The organism is Beggiatoa alba B18LD (assembly GCF_000245015.1).
In the GTDB taxonomy this organism is placed as follows: Bacteria; Pseudomonadota; Gammaproteobacteria; order Beggiatoales; family Beggiatoaceae; genus Beggiatoa; species Beggiatoa alba.
On the sequence record NZ_JH600070.1, the window covers coordinates 759,581 to 785,168 of the forward strand.

General features: G+C 39.8%; 16 protein-coding genes and 2 tRNA genes. 9 read left to right on the top strand and 9 right to left on the bottom strand.

Annotation, left to right across the window (positions count from 1 at the left end; all coding sequences use genetic code 11):
* Nucleotides 1-6 precede the first annotated feature (6 nt).
* The 4 genes from folC to BEGALDRAFT_RS03110 all read right to left on the bottom strand — a co-directional run bounded on the left by folC (nt 7) and on the right by BEGALDRAFT_RS03110 (nt 4,159).
* On the bottom strand, nt 7-1,296 hold the full coding sequence (gene folC, locus BEGALDRAFT_RS03095; RefSeq protein WP_002683554.1) for a bifunctional tetrahydrofolate synthase/dihydrofolate synthase: 1,290 nt from the start codon (nt 1,294-1,296) through the stop codon (nt 7-9).
* 69 nt (nt 1,297-1,365) lie between these two features.
* Complete coding sequence (gene folB / locus BEGALDRAFT_RS03100) at nt 1,366-1,731, bottom strand: dihydroneopterin aldolase (RefSeq protein ID WP_002683556.1); 366 nt, start codon at nt 1,729-1,731, stop codon at nt 1,366-1,368.
* A gap of 89 nt (nt 1,732-1,820) precedes the next feature.
* Nucleotides 1,821-3,245 carry a glycosyltransferase family 2 protein gene (locus BEGALDRAFT_RS03105; RefSeq protein WP_002683557.1) on the bottom strand — a complete coding sequence of 475 codons (1,425 nt, stop codon included), beginning with the start codon at nt 3,243-3,245 and terminating at the stop codon, nt 1,821-1,823.
* Nucleotides 3,242-4,159: a glycosyltransferase family 2 protein gene (locus BEGALDRAFT_RS03110; RefSeq protein WP_002683558.1), complete on the bottom strand. Its 918-nt coding sequence runs from the start codon at nt 4,157-4,159 to the stop codon at nt 3,242-3,244. Before BEGALDRAFT_RS03110 ends, BEGALDRAFT_RS03105 begins: the two co-directional genes overlap by 4 nt.
* A 536-nt stretch (nt 4,160-4,695) precedes the next feature.
* Here BEGALDRAFT_RS03110 and BEGALDRAFT_RS03115 point away from each other — a divergent pair.
* Together BEGALDRAFT_RS03115 and BEGALDRAFT_RS17785 are read left to right on the top strand one after the other, a co-directional pair.
* Entirely contained in the window at nt 4,696-5,856 is a 1,161-nt protein-coding gene (locus BEGALDRAFT_RS03115) for an ABC transporter substrate-binding protein (protein WP_002683559.1), read from the top strand.
* Nucleotides 5,857-5,872: 16 nt separating this feature from the next.
* Entirely contained in the window at nt 5,873-7,735 is a 1,863-nt protein-coding gene (locus tag BEGALDRAFT_RS17785; protein ID WP_002683560.1) for a sensor histidine kinase, read from the top strand.
* Between the two features lie 17 nt (nt 7,736-7,752).
* Here BEGALDRAFT_RS17785 and BEGALDRAFT_RS03125 read toward each other — a convergent pair whose 3' ends face one another.
* Nucleotides 7,753-8,541: an AraC family transcriptional regulator gene (locus BEGALDRAFT_RS03125; RefSeq protein WP_002683562.1), complete on the bottom strand. Its 789-nt coding sequence runs from the start codon at nt 8,539-8,541 to the stop codon at nt 7,753-7,755.
* 118 nt (nt 8,542-8,659) lie between these two features.
* Between BEGALDRAFT_RS03125 and BEGALDRAFT_RS03130 the strand changes: the two genes are divergently transcribed.
* The 4 genes from BEGALDRAFT_RS03130 (at nt 8,660) to BEGALDRAFT_RS03145 (ending at nt 11,717) form a co-directional block, all read left to right on the top strand.
* Nucleotides 8,660-9,865 (top strand): YbfB/YjiJ family MFS transporter, encoded by a 1,206-nt coding sequence (locus BEGALDRAFT_RS03130; RefSeq protein ID WP_002683563.1) that lies wholly within the window; start codon nt 8,660-8,662, stop codon nt 9,863-9,865.
* 147 nt (nt 9,866-10,012) lie between these two features.
* A tRNA-Ala gene (locus tag BEGALDRAFT_RS03135) sits at nt 10,013-10,088 on the top strand.
* Nucleotides 10,089-10,147: 59 nt separating this feature from the next.
* Nucleotides 10,148-10,220, top strand: a tRNA-Arg gene (locus BEGALDRAFT_RS03140).
* Nucleotides 10,221-10,349: 129 nt separating this feature from the next.
* On the top strand, nt 10,350-11,717 hold the full coding sequence (locus BEGALDRAFT_RS03145) for a DUF4189 domain-containing protein (RefSeq protein WP_002683564.1): 1,368 nt from the start codon (nt 10,350-10,352) through the stop codon (nt 11,715-11,717).
* A 253-nt stretch (nt 11,718-11,970) separates the two neighbouring features.
* Here the strand turns inward: BEGALDRAFT_RS03145 and BEGALDRAFT_RS03150 are convergent, their stop codons facing one another.
* The 4 genes from BEGALDRAFT_RS03150 to BEGALDRAFT_RS03165 all read right to left on the bottom strand — a co-directional run bounded on the left by BEGALDRAFT_RS03150 (nt 11,971) and on the right by BEGALDRAFT_RS03165 (nt 16,670).
* A complete protein-coding gene (locus BEGALDRAFT_RS03150) occupies nt 11,971-12,858 on the bottom strand; it encodes an Rpn family recombination-promoting nuclease/putative transposase (protein ID WP_002683565.1) in 888 nt (295 codons plus the stop codon).
* A gap of 410 nt (nt 12,859-13,268) precedes the next feature.
* Complete coding sequence (gene purE, locus BEGALDRAFT_RS03155; RefSeq protein ID WP_002683566.1) at nt 13,269-13,778, bottom strand: 5-(carboxyamino)imidazole ribonucleotide mutase; 510 nt, start codon at nt 13,776-13,778, stop codon at nt 13,269-13,271.
* 13 nt (nt 13,779-13,791) lie between these two features.
* Nucleotides 13,792-14,940 (bottom strand): 5-(carboxyamino)imidazole ribonucleotide synthase, encoded by a 1,149-nt coding sequence (locus BEGALDRAFT_RS03160; protein ID WP_002683567.1) that lies wholly within the window; start codon nt 14,938-14,940, stop codon nt 13,792-13,794.
* Nucleotides 14,941-15,119: 179 nt separating this feature from the next.
* Complete coding sequence (locus BEGALDRAFT_RS03165) at nt 15,120-16,670, bottom strand: 2-isopropylmalate synthase (RefSeq protein ID WP_002683568.1); 1,551 nt, start codon at nt 16,668-16,670, stop codon at nt 15,120-15,122.
* A 403-nt stretch (nt 16,671-17,073) separates the two neighbouring features.
* Between BEGALDRAFT_RS03165 and BEGALDRAFT_RS17790 the strand changes: the two genes are divergently transcribed.
* From BEGALDRAFT_RS17790 to BEGALDRAFT_RS03180, 3 genes are all read left to right on the top strand, one after another.
* Nucleotides 17,074-20,109 (top strand): Eco57I restriction-modification methylase domain-containing protein, encoded by a 3,036-nt coding sequence (locus BEGALDRAFT_RS17790; RefSeq protein ID WP_002683569.1) that lies wholly within the window; start codon nt 17,074-17,076, stop codon nt 20,107-20,109.
* A gap of 82 nt (nt 20,110-20,191) precedes the next feature.
* Nucleotides 20,192-23,893 (top strand): methionine synthase, encoded by a 3,702-nt coding sequence (gene metH, locus BEGALDRAFT_RS03175; RefSeq protein WP_002683570.1) that lies wholly within the window; start codon nt 20,192-20,194, stop codon nt 23,891-23,893.
* Nucleotides 23,894-24,356: 463 nt separating this feature from the next.
* Nucleotides 24,357-25,418: a lipase class 3 gene (locus BEGALDRAFT_RS03180; protein ID WP_002683572.1), complete on the top strand. Its 1,062-nt coding sequence runs from the start codon at nt 24,357-24,359 to the stop codon at nt 25,416-25,418.
* The last annotated feature ends 170 nt before the right edge of the window (nt 25,419-25,588 follow it).

The window sequence follows — 25,588 nt, forward strand, 5'->3', positions numbered from 1 at the left end:
TCTCCTCTATTTACCTTGAAAGGACTCCCTATTTTGCTCAATCGTCAATGCTTCGGCAACCGTATAAAATGAACCAAAAACAATAACGCGGTCTAATGCGCTTGCTTGTTGCAAAGTCGTTTGATAAGCATCGCTAATAGTTTGATAACAATGAATATGAGTTGCGCCGATAGCTTGTAAATGTGCTTGTAACTCTTCTATGGGCGTTGCACGGGGTGCGTGTAAAGGCGCAATATGCCATTCGTCCACTTCTGACAACATACAGCGCATAATCCCTTCAATATCCTTATCTTTTAAAATACTGACAACGGCATAGCGTTTGCCTTGTGCAGGATAGTGTTGGAGTAGTTGTTTTAAAACTTGAGCCGCTTGTAAATTGTGGGCAACGTCTAAAATGCGCGTGCATTCACCTTGCGTATGGATGACTTGAAACCGTCCCGCATTTCTAACAGTTGCTAAACCTTGCTGATACTGTGCGAGTCCTAGGGGATGACGTGCTTGTAATAAAGTCAGCACCATCAATACACCCGCCGCATTTTGTAGTTGAAAATCCCCTTTTAACGCAGGCATGGGTAAAGGGTAATTAATAGCTTTATATTGCCAATACCATGTTTGTTCTGTTGTTTTTTGATAGTGATAATCGTGATTTAATCGATAAAGTGGCGTTTGTAATTGTTGCGCGTAGTCGATTAAACGCTGTGGCGGATTGGGGTCGCTACAGACAGCAGGGCGATTTGCGCGAAAAATTCCTGCTTTTTCAAAGCCAATACTTTCGCGGTCTGAGCCTAACCAATCCACATGGTCGATATCGATAGCCGTTACAAGGGCAACATCAGAATCGATGATATTAACCGCGTCTAACCGTCCGCCTAAACCGACTTCTAAAATAACGACATCTAAGCCTGCTTGTTGAAATACATATAAAGCGGCGAGCGTAGAAAATTCAAAGAAGGTTAAAGAAATATCTTTGCGGACATCTTCGATTGCGTTAAAAGCATCGCATAATACGGTATCACTAACCTCTAACCCATTGATACAGATACGTTCATTATAGCGGAGTAAATGCGGGGACATATAACGCCCTGTTCGATAGCCTCCCGCTTGTAAAAAAGCGTCTAACATCATAACACTAGAGCCTTTACCATTCGTACCTCCAACGGTAATCACGGTAAAATTTGGGGTTAGGACTTTTAAGCGTTCGGCGACCATTTTACAGCGATGTAGCCCCAATTCGATTTGACGGGGATGTAATGCTGTTTGCCAATCTAGCCACTCATCAAGGGTTTTAAAGCGCATTTAAAGGCTCGTGTTTGAAATCAAGGAAATTAAGGTCAGGCAATTAAACATAAAGACAGCCGTCTTAAATTAATAAGAGTGGTGAAAACGTTCAATACGGACATAAGGATAAGCCGCGCTTGGAATGGCTTTCGGCTTTTTAATTTCTAAGATAATTCGCTGAATTTGTGGATAAGTTTTTAAAAGATATTGGGCTGACCGTTCTGCGAGTGTTTCAATTAATTGAAATTTTCCCTCAATAGCTAAATCGGTGAGTTGTTGCGCAATAACGGCATAGTCTATGGTTTGTTGAATATCTTCTGTTTGTGCAGCGGCTTTAAAAGGATATTCAGCTTCTAAGCTCAACAGTAAAGGTTGCTCATGCTCACGCTCGGCAGGATAAATGCCGATAATACATAGAATTTCTAAGTCTTTTATGCCTATAGTGCCTATCATAAGGATGTATCACATGGGTAGGATGAATAGAGAGAGAAACCGCTAGAAAGGTCGGTGAGGGTTTGCCTCACCGCATCATTTAAGATGATTTAGAAGGATGATTTTAACCAACGTAAGCCCGCTTGCCAAACATTTGCAAAGGCAGGCGGAGGAGATAAGGCTAATCCTTCATCATTAATAAAGAGAATTTTTGCTTTAATCCATGATAAACCGATAACTCGCTGATAATCTGATTGAATCACTAAATCATAGTGTCCTCGTAATCGCCAATAGAATAGCCAGCGTTTGAGGAAAAAGCGGGGAATTGGGGCGGTAAAGTTGGAACGCGGTAGTTGATAAATGGCAGTTCCATCTAATAAGGGCATGAACGTGATGCTTAAATCAGGGCGTTGCTTGAGGATAGTTACAAAAATTTCTTGTGTATCTGTTGCTTGTAAACTTACGGCAAAGGAAACAAGCACTCGTTTAATCGTCGTATCGCTGAGAATTTGGGCGAGGTGCTTATTTGGCTTGTATTGGCTAACGTTTAACTGTATCGCTTTTTTGCCGAAACGATTGGCTTGAAAATCGTCAACTGCATCATAATGCAATTGGGCTAAATCAGGCTTCCCTAACAGGTGATAATAAACGGCTTTTTTCAAGCTGTAGCGTATCATGCGCTGAATAACCGCAGGACTTGCGCCGTGGACTTTGAGCATATCTAAGACATTACGATTATCGTAGTATAAAACCCATGTTGGTACTTTTGCCGCAGCGGACAAGTGCCAAATAAGGGACTTAGCAGAGACAACGACACGATGTCCCATTTCGCCTAAGCGTAAACACCATTCCACATCATCAAAGTGGATAAAGTAGTCACGCCATAAGCCTGCCTGTTTCGCAATCGGTGCGCGAATGAGTAAAGAGGCTGCCGCAACATAATCCACATCCATATACGGATGACAGTGGACTAAACGTTTACTTAAATCATTATCTTGTTGCAATAAAACTTGTACATCTTGCCCTTGCCATGCACGCACTTCTTCTAAATGTCGATTGAGTTTTAATTGACCACTGCCAAAATCAACGAATGCGCCCATTTCATTGATACGCCAAGGGTAATCTAACTGCATCATCGTTGAGCCTGCGACAGTAATATCGGCATGACTGTCTAAGAGATTAACCAATTCGACCAGCGCATTTTGATGTACTAAGACATCATTATCTAATAACCAAAGATAATCATATTTACCCTCAGCTTGTTCATATGCCCAAGCTAAACCCGTATTAAATCCACCTGTTCCGCCAATATTTTCAGGATTACAAATCACATGCACTTGCGGATACTGGGCGCGAACTTCAGCGACAGTATTATCTTGGCTAGCGTTATCGACGACAACGACATCAATAAAAGCTGTCGGATAATTTTGTTGCGCTAAAGAGGCTAATAAATCTAAAACATACTGCTGTTTATTCCACGTGACGATAATCACTAAAACACGGGGAGCGTTGACTGAATCCTTATTGATACTCATAAACGTCCAAGTAGTTGATGAAATACACTGTTTTGACGACGGAATGTCGTTAATTGTTTATAAACAGGGGCGGGTAAGCGTTGTAATTGAATCGGCATTGCAAATGCCTCTTTCACCGCTCGATAATAGGAACGCATTTCCCACGACTGTAAAGCACGGAAAAGTCCCATAAAAAGACGGGAAGCGATTAAATAAGCGGCGATAGGAAATGGGTAATAACGGCGAATTAACCAGATGGTATTACGGGTTGGATAAAACACCCGCCGCCAATTTGTTCGATTAACAACGGCTTGACGGTGAACAACTCGACAATTAGGGTCATAATGAATGCGATAACCTGCCCGCATCACTTGAATGGCAACCTCGATTTCATTCTGATATAAGAAGAATTCACTGGGATACCAGCCAATAGATTCAAATAACTGACGACGGATAGCAAAGCCACAGCCGACAAATGCCATAGAGCTACCAGGTTCATCATTCGCAGGTAAATGCCAAGTCCGTGCTGGCTTTCCTTCTAAATCCTCAATTCTACAGGCAACTACGCCAACATCCTTGCGCGTATCTAAACATTGAATTAAACGGTCTAACGTTTCATTATCCAGCGGGTGTGAATCATCATCTAAAACAAGAAGGTATTCACCACGTGCTAATTTAAATCCCTCGTTATAGCCTGCAATGCCTGTATTGGTATTCATAAATACGGCACGTATCCAATTTTCTTGGCTTTTTAAAAACTCGGGCGTTCCATCCGTAGAAGCATTATCGACGGCGATGACTTCAATGTCTTGTCGGGTTTCTAAGAGTCTTTGCAGAATAGCAAGCGTATAGCGAGTTTCAGATAAGCGATTATAGTTTAAAAAAACAATGCTTAACTTAGGGGTAGCGGTTGGAGTTTGGGTATTCGTGTTCATCGGAGTTTACCAAGTCTATAGCTCATTCACGAGGTTATATGAGGTTAAAAAAGGTGGTCGCCCCAGCCTACAATTAACAATCGCAATGATCGGCGTATTGTAACTTGAAAAAATGGTAATGAAAAACATTCAAGAAATAAGCCAAGCATTGCAAAAAAAACTAATTTTCTATGGTATAAAACAAGTAAAATCAATTAATAGCCATATTAGTTTTCAGTGCATAAGCATTATTTTGATAAAGTCGTTACAGTGTTATTACATTAACTTATATTATTTTATTCATTTTCAACAAACAAAATAAAATCCACAAAATTGTCAATCTCTGTGATACTCCCCGTCTTGTTAATCTATACTAACATTATGTTTTACAAAAAAATCTATAGTAGCGGGATAATTTAAACACCTTTACAGAGTGATTAAATCCTCATTAGTCATTAAATGACAAGCATCATCAAGTAATCACGCTCCCATGCATTCAAAATGATGTGTTATGTTAGCTAAATCTATCTAAAAAATATGCTTAAGAGAAATATTGCATGCAATTGAATTTAATTAATAAAAAAATAATGCCTTATTTGCTACTCATCAGTAATATTATTTATCTAGCCAGTTGTCAATCTGCTGATAACAGCATTCCTATTGGTTTCATCGCAGAACTAACAGGATTGCACTCTGATTTAGGTGTGGAAATTCGTGATGGCGCATTATTGGCGGTTGAACAAACCAATGCAGCGGGCGGGATTAATGGTCGTCCTATACGGTTATTAATGCGTGATGATCAAGGTAATTCTGACAAAGCACGCACTGCTTGTGCTGATTTGGCGACTCAGCAAGTTGTCAGTATCTTTGGCACTGCGACCAGCACAACAACAACGGCGTTATTAACCTGCACAACCGCACATCATATTATACAAGTTAGTCCAACAGCCTCTAGTTATTATCTAGCTTATCAAAAAGATAACTTGATTCGTTTAATGTCTAATAGCCACGATGAAGGCATTGCGATGGCGCGTTATGCCTATCAAAAAATGGGCGGACGCAATGTGATTGCCATTATTGATCTACATAATCACCTCTATACCAAAGCTGTCTGGGAGGCAATACAAACAACTTTTAGAGAATTAGGTGGAAATACACAAGAGCCTATTTTTTTCACATCGGGTCAAACGGATTTAATAAAACTGATTAGTAGTAATATTTCTCTCAATACCTTAGCACAAGCGGATACGGTATTTCTTCTATCTTCTGCTATAGATACTGCTTTGTTATTACAATATATTAATCAACAAAAAATACAGGCAAACTTTTTTGCATCAGGTTGGGTAGATACAGGCGATTTATTAAAAAAAGGAGGACGTTCAACAGAGAATTTAAAGCTCTCACTTTATTATAATCCGCATGATAATTCCCCTGCATTTCTTAAGTTTAACAATGAATTTTATACCAGATTTCAGCGTAGCTCTAGTTTTGGTTCAATTTATGCTTATGAAGCCATGTTAGTTTTGATTGAAGGCTTACGCCGTACTGGTGGACAAGCGAATGGATTACAAACCGCTTTATTAAATATTAAAGACTTTCCACTATTACAGGATAATATATCAATCGATAAATATGGTGATGTAATTCGCCATCTTTACATCGCGAATATTCACGATGGAAAATTAGAAATTTTAGATAAAGTAATGGCTCACCCATAAAACGAGATATAAGCCCATGCCCGTCGCGAAACTTCATTCCTTACAACGTTTGTTTTCAAGAATGTTGATGATTTTTGCCATACAAATATTATTAGTGGGCATTGCGATTCTTTTCGTAAGTGTACATTTTATTCAAAAAGGGATTGTTGAAAGACAAGCCTTATTAGTTAATGCATTAGCTGTACAGAGCACACATTATTTATCCGAGGCGGAAGCTGTTTTGCGGGGGTTTGCCTACGAACTAACCGCGTCAACGATTTCTTATCAAATGCGAATTTTAACGCAAATTCGCACCACATATCCGCGATTTTCCAGCTTATATTTATTAGATGCAAATGGTTATGTGCAAGCAGAATCTACAGCAGCAAACGCTAAAATGTTAGGGCTTGATTTTGTCAATACACCTTATTATCAACATGCTAAAACTTCTGATAAAACCTATTTTTCTAACCCTTTTATTTCACTAATAAATGGAAAAACAGCAATTACCATTGCAATACCCGTGATGTTAAATAATAAGTTACGTGGCATTTTTGTCGGTGAGCTAGACGTTAATTTATTGCAGAATACTTTAGAACAATTTCAATTAGATAATCAGGTTGTTTCCTTTATTGTTGATAGACAAGGCACTTTACTTGCGCATCCTAATCGTCAATGGGTAGAAGAACGCCTCAATTTTGGCAACTGGTCATTAGTCAAACAAGGACGGGCAGGAAATTCAGGATTTCAAGTTTTTGAACAAGATAATACATGGATGATGGGCAGTGTTATGCCGATGGAAAATGGCTGGGTTGTTGTTACGACACAAACCCTATTTTTAGGGGCACGCCCTTTAATTATGACTTTATTTATTGCCATGTTAATTTTTGTAGTTAATTTATTAATTTTTCTGCTAGTACAGCATCATCATCGTCGCCAAATTATCAAACCATTATCATTATTAGTGGAAAGAGCAAATTTTGTCGCACAAGGGCAATATCACGAAGCCTTATCTATTGCACAATCCAGTCATGTGCAAGAATTAGCCAGTTTAGGGGATAGTTTCCGCTTAATGGTAAAATCGATAAAAGAGCGTGACCAAACCCTTGCAAAACAAATTGTTATTTTACAAGCCGCTAAAAATACGGCTGAGGCGGCAACACAAGCAAAAAGTGAATTTTTAGCCAATATGAGTCATGAATTGCGCACGCCATTAAATGCCATTATTGGTTATGCCGAAATTTTACAAATGGAGGCGGAAGAAAACGCGGAAGAGAATATTTTAGAATATGCACAAAGTATTTTAAGTTCTGGTGAACATTTACTGACAATTATTAATGATGTATTAGATATTTCAAAAATTGAAGCGGGTAAAATGGAATTGCACACTGACCGCTTTGATGTCAGTGATATGTTGCATGAAATTTGTACGATGGTTGAGCCATTAATGGCACATAATAAAAATAATTTTGTGGTGAACTATCTTAATTTGTTGGGTGAGATGCAGACTGATCTCGTTAAATTGCGCCAATGTGTTTTAAATTTATTAAGTAATGCCGCTAAATTTACACAACAAGGGCAAATTACCTTAGAAGTGAAGCGTATTATCGACCATAGCGAAGAAATTTGGCTCACTTTCCGTGTGATTGATACTGGTATCGGTATGACTCATGAACAAGTCGCTAAGTTGTTTAATGCCTTTACACAAGTTGATAGTTCTAGCACACGTCGTTATGGAGGAACAGGCTTAGGGCTTGCTTTAACAAGACATTTTGCCCGTTTATTAGGTGGCGATGTAAACGTTGTTAGTGAATACGGCAAAGGCAGTACCTTTACTTTATTTATTCCTGCTAATTTGCCAAAAGTAGAAAATACCGTTCATGAGGTAATGCCTGTCTAATAAAAAAAACTATATTTTTAACGGTTTAACCATGCAGAAGGTGTACACCCCATTTCTTGACGAAACATATAAGTAAATGCAGAGGTTGAGGCGTACCCCAAGGCAAACGCAATATTTGTGATGCTACGCCCCGCACATAGCCATTCTACAGCTCGAAAAAGGCGTAATCGATACCGCCAATCGCGCAAACTCATCCCTACCTCTTTTTCAAAACGGCGTGTTAATGTCCGTGATGATGCACCAAGTAACTGCCCCCACGCCTCCACACTGCGCGTATCTGCGGGGTCTGCATAGAGCGATTCACAAATCGTGCATAAAATCGGGCTATGTGGCCAAGGTAAATAAAAATCTTGTTTAGATAAACGTTTTAATTGCTCACTAATCAACTCATTGAGTTTGTCGATATACGTTTCACTGTCTTTTCGAGTTTGTGCATCTTCTAATTCGATAATCAGGGCGCGAAAAAATGCAGAAACAGAAAAAACCGTGCAACTTGTTGGCATGTTTAACTGCGGTGTATCTGCCACGTATAAATTACGAAAAGCCGTATCGCTTAATGCCCCTGTTGCATGCCAAACTCCAGCAGGCAACCAAATCGCTTGTTCTGGTGTAATGACATACCATGAATGATTAACAGTAACAACTAAACTGCCAGAGGTCGCATAGACAAATTGATGCCAAGGGTGGATATGCAACGGAAAAACATGTTTTGTGGCTAACTGTTGAGAACGTAAATAAATCGCTTTTGGTAAACAGTGCATTTCAGGCACATCAACGGTTATCCAATCTCGATGGTTGATTATCATCTGTTTTTCTCTATTGTCGTTTCATCAATATAACTTGTCATTATATAGAAAGAATTGCAGATATAAGGCGAGTAAACTCTCTTTGTATCTTTATCGTCTTTTAAGAGTGTGTCGTACCATGTTAGGCATTTCTATTTCTGCACGTTATGTTGAGCGTTTCAAAGTGATTACAGCGGGTATCTGCGCCTTAATCTTAACGGTTGGTCTTGCCCGTTTTGCTTATACGCCGATGTTGCCCATTATGCACGATGAGGCGGGATTATCTGATTTAGCCGCTGGTTGGTTAGCAACGTTTAACTATGCAGGCTATATGATGGGGGCATTGATTGCGGCGACGATGAAAGCATTAAGCCGTAAATTTCTGCTCTATCGTTTTGGGCTGATTATTGCGGTTATCACAACCCTCGCAATGGGGCTAACGGATAACTTAGTCTTATGGGCAAGTTTACGTTTTATTGCGGGTATTTCCAGCACTGCAGGCTTACTCCTTGCCTCAGGCTTAGTCCTGAATTGGCTGATTCGAGAACGGTATAGACCCGATTTAGGCGTACATTTTATGGGCTTAGGATTAGGTATTATCGTCTCAGGATTAGCCATTGCTATCATGACTCATGATGTCACATGGGATAAACAATGGATTTTTCTGGGTATATTTGGGCTAATCTTTTTTATTCCTGCATGGTTTTGGATGCCAGCTCCTAAACCATTAGACATAGATAATATAAGTTATGAACAACGTCCTATTGCACGACAATGGTTGATTTTACTCATTTTAGCCTATTTTTGCGGTGGCTTTGGCTACGTGATTAGTGCAACGTTTATTGTCGCTATTTTAGAAAAATTACCTATTTTAACGGGACACGGTGGGATGGTTTGGGTCATTGTTGGACTGGCTGCTGTTCCCTCTAGTTTTCTCTGGGATAAAGTTGCCCGACCGCTGGGCAAAGTTGGCGCGCTTGTTTTAGCCTATGGATTAGAAATTATATCTTTTATCCTCCCTGTTGTGAGTGACAATGTCATCCTGAATTTAGCCAGTGCGATTTTATACGGCGGTACATTTGTTGGGATTGTTAGCCTAACACTTTCATTAATTGGGCAATATTTCCCTGAAAATCCTGCCAAAGCAATGGCACGTTTAACCCTTAGCTATGGTGTTGCTCAAATTACAGCCCCTGTAATGGCTGGTTATATCGCTGAAACAACAGGTAATTATCACGGTGCATTAATCATTACAGCCATTATTATGGGCATTGGTGTCGGTTTACTCCTACGTTTAAAAAAGCAACAAACACATGTTTTACAACCCGTCACTGCTGTGTCGTAAGATAAAGCAATGGCTTACCAATCCCAGTAAGCCATTAATAATTAATAAATTAAAAACAACATTACTCTAAAAAATCCCTATGTTGTAACAGAGAAAAGACTTGCACCACTGAGAATAAATCTATAAAATGCACGTCCTACCTTATTTGGGGTTGTAGCTCAGCTGGGAGAGCGTCGCGTTCGCAATGCGAAGGTCGGGAGTTCGATCCTCCTCAACTCCACCACATAGAATTCCCCATAACTCATTCATTACCTGCAGTTCTATCTCCACCGCTTTCTTTATGCCTTGGTAGCTCAGTGGATAGAGCACTCCCCTCCTAAGGGAGTGGTCGCGGGTTCGACTCCCGCTCAGGGCACGTCATTACATAATTTAAGCTGTTAATCCGTCTGTTACTCGCATAACAATCTCGCTATCTTGAGTTGTCTCATTATCTCCTAGATAATTAAACGCCTTTATCAATTCACCGAAGTAGAGATATAAACTCATGACCGAACCTCGCTATAGGGTTGTTTTTCGTGGTGAAATACAACAAGAAAAAGACATCGAACAGGTTAAAACACAACTTGCTCAAATCACTAAACAATCTCCCGAAAAAATAGCACTGTTGTTCTCAGGTAAACCCGTTACCATATTGAAAGATGCGGACGAAATAACCGCAAAACGGTATCAAACAGCATTCCAAAAAGCGGGCGCAATTTGTTACATTCAAACAATTCCCTCCCCTACTGTCGAAACAACAGCCAACCCAACACCTACCGTTAGTAGTCCATCAACAGCAGACACGACACCGTCGCCAATTCCTAAAAAAGTTCCATTAAAAATAAAACCAAAACCTGTAGAAAGTGATATTTTTAGTCATGCCGAAGAAGTTTCTCAAACAACAGGCAAGAAAAAAATAGTTTTTATCAGCCTCTTTTTTATTTTTTTATTGTTACTTGGAGGCACGCTCTTTGCCACACCTTATATAAGTGTCTGGCAAATGAAAAAAGCTTACGAGGCAAAAAATGCAGATGTATTAAATAGTTATATTGACTATCCGACCTTAAGAACCAATTTAAAAGCGCAAGTTGCAAGCCTGATTGAAAAAAGTCTGCAAACAATGCCCGCGCCACCAACAGATGCAGGCAATCCCGCAGGCTCTCCCCTAGAAATGGCTAAACCACTGATTGAATCAGTGATAGACCAGTCAATTACCCCAGAAACCTTAGCGAAAATACTCACAGAAAATATGGGGAGTGACGAAGCCCAGATGATTCGTTCATCTGAGGAAAAAGCCAAATTAAGTTATGAAAATTTTTCTACTTTTTTAGTCACCGTGGATGCACAAGGAACACCAATTTCTGTTATTTTTTCACGGGTTAATATGATTTATTGGCAAGTGACAGATGTGCGTATTCCACAAGAAGTATTAAATTTACCCTTAATGAATGCGGGTAATTTGATGAATGTTCCTAATCCTAATGGGGAAAATACAACAGAAGAAACAGCAATGAGCGAACCTATTGCAGAGCCTGCTTCCCCTGATGAACACGTTGTTAAACCCAATGCTTATGGGGCATTAGCTTATTCTACAACGAGCGGAATGCATGGTTTTTCTGCACAACGCGCTACTCAGGCAGAGGCTGAACAAGAAGCTTTAAATCGCTGTAATGGATTGACAGAAAAGAAAGATTGTCAGGTATTATCGCCAGTTAATAATGCCTGTATCGCACTGGTTAAAGCGTCCGTTGATGCGACGATTTTCGGCTGGGCTTGGAATGACACGCAACAAGAGGCGGAAGAACGGGCAATGCAAGACTGTAAAGAACGCAATCCTGATTGTCGTTTACAACAATCATTTTGCAGTAAGTAAAACAAAGACCAGCTAGATTTTAAAAACCTAGCTGGTCTTTTTTTGTCTGAATCAGAATTTTCAGAATTAGCAGAATTAAAAACAATTAAAAACAATTAAAAACATAATTTTTTATTCTTTTAATTTTCTTGTCTTTTTAATTCTGAAAATTCTGATTCAGACAAGCTCTTGTCTTTTTTTAAAGAAACTCGCCGAACTCAGGTTATTTAAATTTAGGACAGGCAGTCCTCCGCATCGCTTTATAGTGCGTTTACTATAATCGTTCAATTTCTTCGCGCGTTAGTCCCGTCGCAACCATAATAAGCTCAAGAGGAGCATTGCTTTTCTTCAATGCGATTGCGACTTTTATTCTTTCTTGTTCAATCCCTTGTTCAATCCCAATCTCAATGCCTTTTTCCAGACCTATCTCAATTCCTTCCTGTTTAGCGGTATCAAGCACATTGATGAAATCGCGGTAGTATTTCAAACTCAATTCATACGCATGGCGGTCTTCATAACTCATATTCGCTAATTTCGCTAACGCAAAAGCGTCTTCGATAATATCGCCTTGAAATTCTCTCGGCATATCGTCAAACGTTACTAATTCACGCAGGAAATATAACCACCATTCTAAATGGTTCGCTAATTCGGATTCTTGCTTTTTGAATTTCGCCATTTCTATGTAAATGAAGTTCAATTTCTTAAACATCACTTCTTTGCTGTAAATATCGGTAATTTGTCCGAAATGTAAGTAACGCTCATCGGGAAAGCTGGCTAAGGAGAAGTCTAAAATCCCAATGAAATAAATCGGGGTTAATTCAAAGTCCCATTTGCCTTTTTTGGCTTGGTCTTGAATTAAGAAACTGGCGTAGTAAGTGGCGCGGTCTTGAAAGTGTTCTTGTTTTGCACGTTGTAATTCAACAATGAATTCCTGATTTTTTTCATCCCGACAATAAATATCAAAGATGGCACGTCGGTCTTCTTCTAACATGCCGAGCTTTTCGATATTTTTAAATTCTAAGCTGACAATTTTGTGTTTTATCGGTAATAAATCATTGAGAAAGCTGATGAGTAGGGGTTTACTTTCTTCACTGCCGAAGATTTTTTTAAAGCCAAAATCGGTGAAGGGGTTGATGAATGTGCCTAGGGATTTGTCGGTCATGTTGATGTTTCCTCATGCTTGGAAAGATATAGTAAACGTATCATAAAATTATTTAACTTGAGTTCAGCGAGTTTTATAAAACAAAACAGAGACCAGCTAGATTTTAAAAACCTAGCAGGTCTTTTTTTGTCTGAATCAGAATTCACAGAATTAGCAGAATTAAAAACAATTAAAAACATAATTTTTTATTCTTTTAATTTTCTTGTCTTTTTAATTCTGAAAATTCTGATTCAGACAAGCTCTTGTCTTTTTTTAAAGAAACTCGCCGAACTCAGGTTATTTAAATTTAGGACTGGTAGTCTTCCGCATCGTTTTATAGTGCGTTCACTATATCGTAATACTCAGGTCAATTAATCAATAAAAAAAGCCCCTACATATCGAATCAATGTAGGGGCTTTTTTTCATAGCGTTTATAATGTTGACGGCAATCCCTCCGTCTCCAACTTCGTCGCCTTCTCTAATACCATCTGTTCCAACGCTTTTTTATAAGCATTTACCTGCTGACGCACAGCAGGCAACTTAACCCCTAAAATCTGTGCTGCCAATAACCCCGCATTTTTCGCGTTATTAATCGCAACGCTTGCAACAGGCACACCCGCAGGCATTTGTACGATAGATAAAAGTGAATCTAAGCCCTGTAAACTACTGGTTTTTACAGGCACACCAATAACGGGTAATGCTGTAATTGCAGCAACCATTCCTGGTAAATGCGCCGCCCCACCCGCGCCCGCAATAACCACCTCTAAGCCACGCTGTTCTGCGGTTTGTGCATAATCAAACATGCGTTGCGGTGTACGATGTGCAGACACAATCGTGATTTCATAAGCAATTGCAAATTCATCTAGGATTTTTGCCGCTTCTTGCATCACAGGCAAGTCAGAATCGCTACCCATGATAATGCCAACTAAGGGCTGTTGCATGATATTATCCTCCTTAGGCTTTGATTTTCAGCATGGTTTTAACTTGTTCCACTTTATCCAATGCTGCGGCTACGCTGTCATCAATAATCGTGACATGTCCCATTTTTCGGAAGGGTTGCGTTGTATCTTTTCCATATAAATGGAAGGACAAACCCTGAACACTTAAGGCACTGCCTAAGCCTTCAATAACAGGTGTTCCCTGATATCCTTCTTCGCCTAATAAATTCCACATCGCCGCAGGACTAAGCAATTTACTAGCACCTAAGGGTAAATTGCAGATAATTCTCACCAACTGTTCAAATTGGCTGGTGACACTCGCCTCTATCGTGTAATGCCCTGAATTATGGGGACGAGGCGCGATTTCATTCACGAGAATTTCATCGTTATTCGTCAAAAACATTTCCACCCCAAACACACCAACTCCATCTAAGGCCTCAATAGCTTTAATCGCTATTTGTTGGGCACGTTCACTCATTGCGGGGTCTATACGCGCAGGCACTGCGACAATATCACAAATATTTGTCCGCTCATCAAAAACCATCTCAACCACAGGATAACAAACTACTTCATGCTGACGATTGCGTGCAACCATAACCGCAATTTCTTTACTAAAGGGGATATATTCCTCAACCATAGAAGGCACAGGCAGAATTTTATCGACATCTGCCATGCTTTTTAAAATCGCAACCCCTTTGCCATCATATCCCCCTGTACGGGCTTTTTGCACAATGGGAAAAGTCACTTGTTGCAAATACTCGTTGTTCAAATTATCAACTTGTTGATAACGTGGAACTGGCACACCCGCTTGATCCAATACCTGTTTTTGCTTGAGTTTATCTTGAATAATTTCGAGAACACGTGGCGCGGGATAGATTTTTTTCCCCTCAGCAAATAAGGCTTTTAACGTTGCAGTATCTATATGCTCAATTTCATAGGTCAGCACGTCACTGACTTCAGCAATTGCCCGCAGTTTTTCACCATCATATAAGTCCCCCACAATCAGGGCATCCGCAACATGTGCCGAAGGACAATTAGCAGAACGGTCTAACACAGTGACATAAAAGCCCATGCGTTTTGCAACTTGCGCAGTCATCTTGCCCAATTGCCCGCCACCAATAATGCCTATACGCTGTAAAGGATAAGGAAAAGAATCGCTTTTCATCGGCTTCCTTGAATAAAAAAATATCAGATAATAACGGAAAATTTAAAGAAAAAACTAGATTTTTAACGAGAAATTTATTTTTTTGAAATTATTGTAAATAAAGGAAAAAGACCTGACAGTTTTCTACTGACTGTCAGGTCTTAATAAAGGAATATGACCTACTGTAACCGCGAAATGCGTTAAATAATAGAGGCACTAACTTGTGGATGTTGTCGGTCAGTTGGTGCAAGTATCCGATTTAACGCATTAATATAAGCCTTTGCAGACGCGATTAAAATATCTGTATCCGCGCCCTGCCCATTAACAATGCGTCCCTCTTTTTCTAAACGCACGCTGACCTCGCCCTGTGCATCCGTGCCATTCGTCACATTACTCACGGAATAAACCAATAATTTAACTTGGCTATTTGCTAACTGCTCGATAGCCTTGAACGTTGCATCGACAGGACCACTCCCTTTTGCCTCGCTAGTCACCTCTTCCCCTGCAATATTCAACGTAATTTGAGCTTGAGGCATTTCCCCCATTTCAGAGACAACCCGCATGGTTACTAACTTAATCCGCTCATTCTCGCTAGAAAATGCATCCGTCATCAACGCCTGCAAATCTTCGTCATAAATCTCGTGTTTCTTATCCGCAAGTTCTTTAAAACGAGTAAAGGCTGCGTTTAATTCTTCCTCAGTCTTAAACTCAATATTAAGCTGCTTCAAATGCGTTTTAAACGCATTCCGTCCTGAATGTTTGCCTAAAACCATACGGTTAGTTGTCCAACCCACATCCTCCGCCCGCATGATTTCATACGTTTCACGGTTTTTTAACACCCCATCCTGATGAATACCCGATTCATGCGCAAACGCATTCGCGCCAACAATTGCCTTATTCGGCTGAACAGGAAACCCAGTAATATTAGAAACTAAGCGAGAACAATTAAGAATTTGTGTTGTATCAATATTCGTATGACACGGGAAAATATCATGACGAGTCCGCACCGCCATGACGACCTCTTCTAAAGCCGCATTGCCTGCCCTCTCACCTAACCCGTTGATAGTACACTCAACTTGACGTGCCCCATTTATGACCGCAGAAAGCGAATTCGCCACGGCTAAGCCTAAATCATTATGACAATGCACCGAAAAAATCGCCTTATCCGAATTTGGCACACGTTCCCGCACAGTACGAATTAACTGCCCAAACAAATGCGGAATTTTATAACCCACGGTATCAGGAAGATTAATCGTCGTTGCCCCTGCATCGATAGCGGCTTCGACAACCCGACAAAGAAAATCAATTTCTGACCGTGCCGCATCCTCGGGTGAAAACTCCACATTATCCGTATATTGACGTGCCCGTTTAACGGCTCTAATCGCTTGCTCTAACACCTTTTCAGGTGGCATCTGAAGTTTATGCGCCATATGTAACGGCGATGTAGAAATAAAGGTATGAATTCGAGGAGAAACAGCCCCTTTTAACGCCTCTGCGGCGCGGTCAATATCCGCATCTAAAGCACGGGCTAAACTACACACAGTAGAATCTTTCACCACCTGCGCAACGGCACGCACGGCTTCAAAATCGCCCACGCTTGCCATCGCAAAGCCCGCTTCGATCACATCGACGCGCAATTTTTCTAAGGCTTTTGCAATCCGAACTTTTTCCTCTTTCGTCATAGACGCGCCTGGGCTTTGTTCACCATCGCGCAACGTGGTATCGAAAATAATGAGTTTATCTTGATTCATGGTTCTGCTCCCAAAAATTCAAAAAAGTAAAAGTAAATAATAAACAGTGAAAATATTAAGGTTAATAACACAAAAAAATGGAAATTATCGCGTATTCAATTTGCCCCGCGAAACGGGCGAGAGTGATGTATGCGCCCTGACTTAGGGCAGTAACAGCAAAGCGGGCAGAACCAGCAGAGAAGACAGACGTAACACCACCTGCTCAAGAAGAGCATTCAGACAAAACTTGTCGGCTGTGGTGATAATCATGGGGAATAGATGAATTCAGAAAATGAACAAACGAAGTTGAATAATAGCCAGCTTTTTTAAATTTGCCAAGTCTTCTATAAAAACTTTTATGGGAATACAGGAGGTAGCTTGTTAAAATATCCAATCGTCATTGATGCTCAAAGAGACTAGAAAAATGCCTTTTATTAATAGTCGGTTATTAAAAAAAATTCTCCATGCGACAGAAATTCCCCCCGCTCATCTTGAGATTTTGACAAAATGGCGCGACAGCATTTTAAATCGACAAATCTATAGTCAAAATGAAACTTCTTTAGATAGCCATTTTATTCAATCAATACTGATTAATATATTAGATTATAAAGACTTTGGTGAAGATAGAACTTTATGGAAAAATAAACCGATTGCTAGCGGTAACGTCGATATTGCCCTTGGTCATTTTACAGATGGGCAAGACAAAATTATTGCCCCTTTTGAACTAAAAGGCGCGAAAACTCGAGACTTAGATGCCATCATGGCAGGTCGACATAAAAGCCCTGTACAACAAGCATGGGAATATGCGATGGATGCAACAGGTGCGCAATGGGTTCTTGTATCCAATTATGTAGAATTACGTTTATATGCCGTCGGATATGGGCGAAGAGTTTATGAAACATGGGATTTAAGCCGTCTTACTGAACCGCTTGAATATGCCCGTTTACAACTGCTACTTAATGCAAAACAACTGCTTTCAGGAGCTACCGCCGATATTCTGCGCCAAAGTGAACAAACAGAAAAAGAAATTACCAACCAACTTTATGCAGATTACACCAAACTGCGTGAAAAACTCTTAAAAACATTAGCAAAAGATAACCCTAGCATTTCCGCATCAGAACTAATTCATCTCACTCAAAAAATTTTAGACCGTATTTTATTTATTGCCTTTGCAGAAGATAAAGGATTATTACCCAATCGTATTCTTGCTAAAGTCTGTGAAACACAAAATATTTTTAATCCACAACCCATATGGCACAGCTTTATTGGCTTATTTCGTGCTATTCATGAAGGACATGAAAAACTTGCAATTCCTGCCTATAATGGTGGATTATTTCAAACGGACTGCTTGTTAGACGAACTAACTGTTAATGATGAACTTTGTCAAGACTTTAAAGCACTCGGCGAATACGATTTTGCCAGCGAAGTCAGTGTTACGGTTTTAGGGCATATTTTTGAACAATCAATTACCGATATTGAAGTCCTACAAAAAGCAGTACGTGGCGAACACGCTACCGAAAAAGTCTCCAAACGCAAACAAGACGGCATTTTTTATACCCCTGCTTACATCACCCGCTTTATCGTTGAGCAAGCTGTTGGTGGCTGGTTAGCAGAACGTAAAGCTGAACTAGGATTTAATGAACTCCCCATTTTAACAGAGCAAGATTATGAATCTATTCGTTTAAACAGTGGAAGAGTTGAATATAATAAGAAAATTGAAAAACATATTGAAGTCTGGAAACGTTATAAAACGATACTCTCACAAATTAAAGTTTTAGACCCTGCTTGTGGCTCAGGCGCGTTTTTAAGTGAAGTTTTTGATTATTTATATCAAGAAGGACAGACCATTAATGAACGTTTAACCACGTTACACGGTGGGCAAGCGCATTTATTCCGTTGGGACACGCATATATTGGCAAATAATCTCTACGGCGTAGATATTAATAATGAATCTGTAGAAATTACTAAATTGTCATTATGGCTAAAAACCGCGAATAAACAAGAAAAGCTGACCTATTTAGACAACAATATCAAATGTGGGAATAGTTTAATTGATGATGTTACAGTGGCAGGTCATCATGCTTTTTCGTGGCACATAAAATTTGCCGAGATTATGCAAGCAGGTGGATTTGACGTGGTGGTGGGTAATCCACCGTATATCCCTATTGAGTCCATACCAGAAACAACGAAACAATATTTAAAAATTAAGTTTCCTTATTTAGAAAGAAAGTTTGATTTATCTACAGTTTTTACTATAAAAGGATTGAGTTTACTTAATCAAAATGGGTATTTGTCTTATATCTCTTCTGTCACATGGCAAACAGGAGAAAACTACAACGCTTTTAGAAAAAATTTACTGACTCAATATGGATTACTAGTCCTAGTCAATTTACCTTTTGATGTCTTTCCTGATGCTTACGTTGATACTGGTATTTACCTATTTTCAAAAAATATTTCCTCATCATACAAAGTTTTTTGTTTTAACAAACAAGAAAAAATTTCTCATTTAGACTTAATTAATTATCAATTAGTTGAAACTACACTTTTAGCATCAACAAATTATAAAATTATTCTAAATATTAAAAATTACTATCTTTTGAATAAAATCAAGACTAATCAAAATTACGTAAAACTGGGCAGTATTACACAATCAACACAGGGTCTATCAAAAAGTTGTTATGACTTATCTCCTGTAAAAACAGCGAATAACAATATCCCCTTTTTAGAGTCTGGTATTATCAACCGATATAAGTTGATTATTACACAAATGTCATATACACATTTAGATAATAATAGTAGTTTATTTCAATATTATAATAATATTGAAAAAATTTTAATTCGAAGAATTATTAGTCGACAAAACCGCTTACTTGTTAGTTATGTAAATCAACAGATTATCTTTAAAAAAGATGTTAATCCTTTTATTTTAAAAAATACGAACTTTTATACTAAATACCTTTTATGTATATTAGCAAGTAAATTAATATCTTACTTGTATTTGAATAGTTCATCTATTGCAGTAAAAGATGATTTTCGGCAAACAACATTAGCTGAATTGAGAGAAATTCCTATTATACAAATTCCATTATCACAACAATCTATTTTCGTTGAATATGCTGATATGATGCTAATCAAAGTAGAACAATTACATCAAACAGTCAGTAAAACCATATTACTTATTAATACGGAATTTCGTCTTGCAAAAATCAGTAAGTCTTTAGAAAACTGGTACACCCTAGATTTTACTGATTTTCTAACAGAACTCACCAAAGCCAATGTTAAACTTTCCTTAGCCCAAAAATCCGACTGGATGGATTATTTTAATCAACAAAAACAACAGGCTTTAATACTCAAGCAAGAAATTGAACAAACCGATAAAGCCATAGACCAATTGGTTTATGCCCTCTATGGCTTAACAACGGAAGAAATTCAACTGGTTGAGGATAGTTTTAATTTTTAAAAAAAGTCCCTATATCCAACTTTTCTATTCTTAATATCTTAATTCTCAATAATCCCTTTAAGCTCGACAGAGATTCGTCACAATGTTTAGTACAGAACGCGCACAGCTTTTCCAATCCCTCTTAAAGCAACGTCTTTTATTCCTAGATGGTGCAATGGGAACGATGATTCAACGCTATAAATTGCAAGAAGCCGATTATCGCGGAACGCGCTTTGCGACATGGCACACAGATGTCAAAGGTAATAATGATTTATTGGTTTTAACCCAACCGCAAATTATCCGAGAAATTCACCGCCAATATTTAGAAGCTGGTGCGGATATTCTGGAAACCAATACATTTAATAGCACCCGTATTTCCATGGCGGATTATGACATGGAAAATTTGGTGTACGAATTAAATCATGCCGCCGCCGCACTTGCCCGCGAAGTCGCTGACGAAATCACCGCCCAAAATCCTGATAAACCGCGTTTTGTTTCTGGCGTTTTAGGGCCAACCAGTCGCACCGCGTCGATTTCGCCCGATGTCAATGACCCCGCTTATCGCAATGTGCTGTTTGATGAGTTGGTCGAGAATTATTACGAAGCTATCGACGGTTTAGTCAATGGTGGTGCGGATATTCTGTTGATAGAAACTATTTTCGACACCTTAAATGCAAAAGCGGCGATTTTTTCCGTCGAAAAATATTTTGATGAAAAAAATATCCGTTTGCCCGTGATGATTTCAGGCACGATTACTGACGCATCAGGACGGACTTTATCGGGACAAGTCACAGAAGCTTTTTGGAATTCTTTACGTCACGCGCAACCCATTTCTATTGGCTTAAACTGCGCGTTAGGGGCGAAACAGTTACGCCAATATGTCGAAGAATTATCCCGTATTGCAGACACTTATGTCTCAGCTCACCCCAATGCAGGCTTGCCCAATGAATTTGGTGAATATGACGAATTGCCCGAAGTCATGGCGAAAGAGATTGAAGACTGGGCAAAAAGTGGCTTTTTAAACATTATCGGTGGTTGCTGTGGCACTACGCCCCCGCATATTAAAGCGATTTATGAAACTTTACGCCACTATCCGCCCCGTGTTGTGCCAGATATTCCGCCCGCTTGCCGTCTTTCAGGTTTAGAACCATTTAATATCACGGCTGAATCTTTATTCGTCAACGTCGGCGAACGCACTAATGTGACAGGCTCGGCGCAATTTAAGCGGATGATTAAAGAAGAAAATTATGAGGCTGCGTTAGAAGTTGCTCGCCAGCAAGTAGAAAATGGGGCGCAAGTCATCGACATTAATATGGATGAAGGCTTGTTAGATTCTAAAGCGGTGATGATTAAGTTTCTGAATTTACTAGCTTCAGAACCTGATATTGCCCGCGTGCCGATTATGGTGGACTCGTCTAAATGGGAAGTATTAGAAGCGGGTTTGAAATGTATTCAAGGCAAGGGCATTGTCAACTCTATTAGTATGAAAGAGGGCGAAGCGAAATTTATCGAACAAGCCAAATTAGTCCGCCGTTATGGCGCGGCGGTTGTGGTGATGGCGTTTGATGAAGTAGGACAAGCGGATACTTTTGCGCGTAAAGTTGAAATTTGTAGCCGTTCTTATGAGTTACTAACCAAAGTCGTTGGATTTCCTGCGGAAGATATTATTTTTGACCCGAATATTTTCGCGGTCGCAACAGGGATTGAAGAACATAATAATTATGCTGTGGACTTTATTCAAGCAACTGAAATTATTAAAAAGACCTTACCACATGCTTTAATTTCTGGCGGGGTTTCTAACGTTTCTTTCTCTTTCCGTGGCAATAATCCTGTCCGTGAAGCAATACATTCTGTTTTCTTGTATCACGCGATCAAAGCGGGCTTGTCGATGGGGATTGTCAACGCGGGACAATTAGCTATTTATGAAGATTTGCCCAGCGAGTTGCGCGAGCGGGTTGAGGATGTGGTGTTAAATCGCCGTGCTGATTCAACTGAACGCTTATTAGAAGTCGCGGAAAAATATAAAGGCGGCGCAAGTACGCAGGAAAATCAACAAGATTTAGCGTGGCGTAGTTTACCCGTCGGCAAACGGTTAGAACATGCGTTAGTCAAAGGGATTACCGACTTTATTGAAGTTGACACGGAAGAAGCACGACAACAGTACGCTAGACCCTTGCAAGTGATTGAAGAACCTTTAATGAATGGCATGAATGTCGTCGGTGATTTATTCGGCGCGGGCAAAATGTTTTTACCGCAAGTGGTGAAATCAGCGCGGGTGATGAAAAAAGCTGTTGCGTATTTAATGCCTTATATTGAAGCCGAAAAAGCCGCAGGCGATAAAATGGGCAATAACGGCAAGATTTTAATGGCGACTGTAAAGGGTGATGTGCATGATATTGGTAAAAATATCGTTGGCGTAGTCTTGCAATGTAATAATTTTGAAGTCGTCGACTTAGGGGTAATGGTTGCCGCTGAAAAAATTCTACAAACCGCCCGCGATGAGCAATGCGACATTATCGGCTTATCGGGATTAATTACCCCGTCATTGGATGAAATGGTGCATGTTGCCAAAGAGATGCAACGCCAAGGATTTGATATTCCTCTAATGATTGGAGGCGCGACCACGTCAAAAGTGCATACAGCGGTGAAAATTGAGCCGTCTTATTCGCATCCTGTCGTCTATGTGCCTGACGCTTCGCGGGCGGTTGGGGTTGCACAAAGTTTACTCTCGGCAGATTTAAAAACGGGTTATATTAACAAGTTACGTGTAGAATATGCCAATATCCGCGAACAACGTGCTAGTCAGCAAAATCAACGCCAAAAAGCCAGTATTGTCGATGCGCGGGCGAATAAATGGCAAGGCGATTGGGCAAATTATCAACCGCCAAAACCGCAATTTTTAGGCGTGCGGGTGTTTGACGATTATGCTTTAAGCACTTTACGTGAACGCATTGATTGGACTCCTTTTTTCCGTGCATGGGAACTGGCTGGACATTACCCCGCGATTTTTGAGGATGCTATTGTTGGGGAAGAAGCACGTAAACTTTATGCTGATGCGCAAGCCATGCTTGACCAATTAATTGCAGAAAAATGGCTAACTGCTCGCGCAGTGCTTGGCTTTTTCCCTGCCAATAGCGTCAATGATGACGATATCGAACTATATCAAGACGAGCAACGTAGCGAAGTAAAAGCTGTTTTACATCACCTCCGCCAACAAATGGCGAAAACGGCAGACCGTCCTAATTTATGTCTTGCCGATTATATCGCCCCCCAATCGACAGGCGTTGCGGATTATCTTGGCGTGTTTGCCGTTACGGCGGGCATTGGCATTGATGAACATATTAAACGCTTTGAAGCGGCTCATGATGATTACAGCAGTATTTTGCTCAAAGCCCTCGCTGACCGTCTCGCCGAAGCCTTTGCTGAACAGTTACACGAACAAGTTCGCAAACAATACTGGGGCTACGTGCCTGATGAAAACTTGAGCAATGAAGCCTTAATTAAAGAGAGTTATCAAGGCATTCGTCCCGCCCCTGGTTATCCTGCCTGTCCTGACCACACGGAAAAAGCCACGTTATGGGAGTTACTACAACCCACTGAAAATATTGGCTTACAATTAACAGAAAGTTTTGCGATGTATCCGACTGCGGCAGTGTCTGGCTGGTATTTTTCCCATCCCGACGCACGATATTTTGGCGTGGGTAAAATTGAACGTGACCAAGTCGCTAATTATGCAGAACGCAAAGGGATGAGTCTTGAAATTGCTGAAAAATGGTTAGCTCCGAATTTAGGCTATGAACGTTAATAAATAAGCCATAACAAGGGAAAACCCGCATAGTCATCAGGTGGAAAAAGCGATAGGCTTTAACCACCTGATTTTTTATAGAGATAACCCGAGTACGGCGAGATTTGTTAAAAAGACAAACATTTGTCTGAATCAGGATTAACAGGATTTAAAACCCTCAAACCAAAAAGTCAGGTGGATGACGCTTTTTAATTCTGCTAATTCTGAAAATTCTGATTCAGACAAAAAAAGACCTGCTAGGTTTTTTAAAACCTAGCAGGTCTATGTTTTATCTTATAAATATCGCCGAACTCAGGTTAGAGATAGCAATACAATATTGTTTGAATCAGGATTAGCAAGACTAAAAGATTTATTTGCATCAGACAATTAGATTTTACGCATTTAAAACTCAACTTGTTTAGCACTGTCAGCCATTTTATAACTGATTATTTTTCTTTTACCCCCGCATTAAGAGAGGATAAGCATGTTTACCCCCACTCAAAGAGAATTAACCTTTGCGAGCATGGCATTTTTAACCTATCAAGGCGAAAAAATTCCCGTTGATAACACGACAGTTTTTAAAATTGTGCAACTCATTAATGACAAACTGCCAACCGTTCCCAGTTTAAATAATGACTGGCGCATTGTTTGGGGTCCTGCCTTATATAGCGCAAATAACAATCCGCGTAAGAAAAAACAAGCAAATCTTACCTTTGTTGTGCAATCTATTTCAAAGCCAACACAATACATTGTCGCAACACGTGGCACAGTTGGGGATAATCTTTGGGAATGGATAACCGAAGATTTTGAGGTTGCATTACATCCTTGGATAACACCACAAGCAGTAAATCCACAACCACTTATTAATCAAGCAACTACTAACGCGCTAAAAATCGTTTTAAACACTGCACCACCCAGTCCCGAGCAAACCCCCGCCGCGTATAAACCGCTTGCAGGTGCAGGGCTAACCTTAGTCGACTTTCTTGCTAGTCTTACGCGCTACGGCAATATTCAAATAGGATTTACAGGACACAGTTTAGGCGCGGCTATTTCGCCCGCGCTTGCGTTATGGTTTAAACAATCACAGGGCAATGTTTGCTTACCGCATGACAATGAGATTTACCCCAATATGCCCCGTTGGGATATCGGTAAAGTTGCGCAAATCTCTTGCGTTTCTTTTGCAGGCTTAACCATTGGAGACAAAGGACTGACAGCATACTTTAAACAACAATTAGGCGATAATTATGACCGTATTTACAACACTTTAGACATTGTTCCTCATGCTTACACAGAATTATCTCAATATCCCAGTTTATACAGTCCTACGTACAAAATGACGTTACTCGAAGAGGTTGCCTTAGAAGCCTTTAAACTCCGCGTTCACGAAGCGCAAAAGAAAGCAAAAACGGTTTATGAAGCCTTACCCAATTCGAATCCATTTATAGGTACAGTAAACCCAAGTTGTAAAGATTATTTAGCAGAAGCTGGCTATCAACATGTCACCGCTTATTTAAATATGTTTGAAGTGCCAATGTTGGCATGGTAAGGGAATAAAAGGTGTTTTTTTAAACGTTACTAAATTCTAGGGTAGTGCTAAACAATAACGCTTTTGTCTGAATCAGAATTTTCAGGATTAGCAGAATTAAAAAGCGTTATTCACATTAGTTTTTCGGTTTGAGGGATTTAAATCCTGTTAATCCTGAAAATCCTGATTCA

Coding starts and splice junctions, on each gene's coding strand:
- BEGALDRAFT_RS03150 (WP_002683565.1), bottom strand. CDS start 12,858: ATGACCGACAAATCCCTAGGCACATTCATCAACCCCTTCACCGATTTT.
- purE (WP_002683566.1), bottom strand. CDS start 13,778: ATGCAACAGCCCTTAGTTGGCATTATCATGGGTAGCGATTCTGACTTG.
- BEGALDRAFT_RS03125 (WP_002683562.1), bottom strand. CDS start 8,541: ATGATAATCAACCATCGAGATTGGATAACCGTTGATGTGCCTGAAATG.
- BEGALDRAFT_RS03130 (WP_002683563.1), top strand. CDS start 8,660: ATGTTAGGCATTTCTATTTCTGCACGTTATGTTGAGCGTTTCAAAGTG.
- BEGALDRAFT_RS03105 (WP_002683557.1), bottom strand. CDS start 3,245: ATGAGTATCAATAAGGATTCAGTCAACGCTCCCCGTGTTTTAGTGATT.
- folC (WP_002683554.1), bottom strand. CDS start 1,296: ATGCGCTTTAAAACCCTTGATGAGTGGCTAGATTGGCAAACAGCATTA.
- BEGALDRAFT_RS03165 (WP_002683568.1), bottom strand. CDS start 16,670: ATGAATCAAGATAAACTCATTATTTTCGATACCACGTTGCGCGATGGT.
- BEGALDRAFT_RS03145 (WP_002683564.1), top strand. CDS start 10,350: ATGACCGAACCTCGCTATAGGGTTGTTTTTCGTGGTGAAATACAACAA.
- BEGALDRAFT_RS03160 (WP_002683567.1), bottom strand. CDS start 14,940: ATGAAAAGCGATTCTTTTCCTTATCCTTTACAGCGTATAGGCATTATT.
- folB (WP_002683556.1), bottom strand. CDS start 1,731: ATGATAGGCACTATAGGCATAAAAGACTTAGAAATTCTATGTATTATC.
- BEGALDRAFT_RS17790 (WP_002683569.1), top strand. CDS start 17,074: ATGCCTTTTATTAATAGTCGGTTATTAAAAAAAATTCTCCATGCGACA.
- BEGALDRAFT_RS17785 (WP_002683560.1), top strand. CDS start 5,873: ATGCCCGTCGCGAAACTTCATTCCTTACAACGTTTGTTTTCAAGAATG.
- BEGALDRAFT_RS03110 (WP_002683558.1), bottom strand. CDS start 4,159: ATGAACACGAATACCCAAACTCCAACCGCTACCCCTAAGTTAAGCATT.
- metH (WP_002683570.1), top strand. CDS start 20,192: ATGTTTAGTACAGAACGCGCACAGCTTTTCCAATCCCTCTTAAAGCAA.
- BEGALDRAFT_RS03115 (WP_002683559.1), top strand. CDS start 4,696: ATGCAATTGAATTTAATTAATAAAAAAATAATGCCTTATTTGCTACTC.
- BEGALDRAFT_RS03180 (WP_002683572.1), top strand. CDS start 24,357: ATGTTTACCCCCACTCAAAGAGAATTAACCTTTGCGAGCATGGCATTT.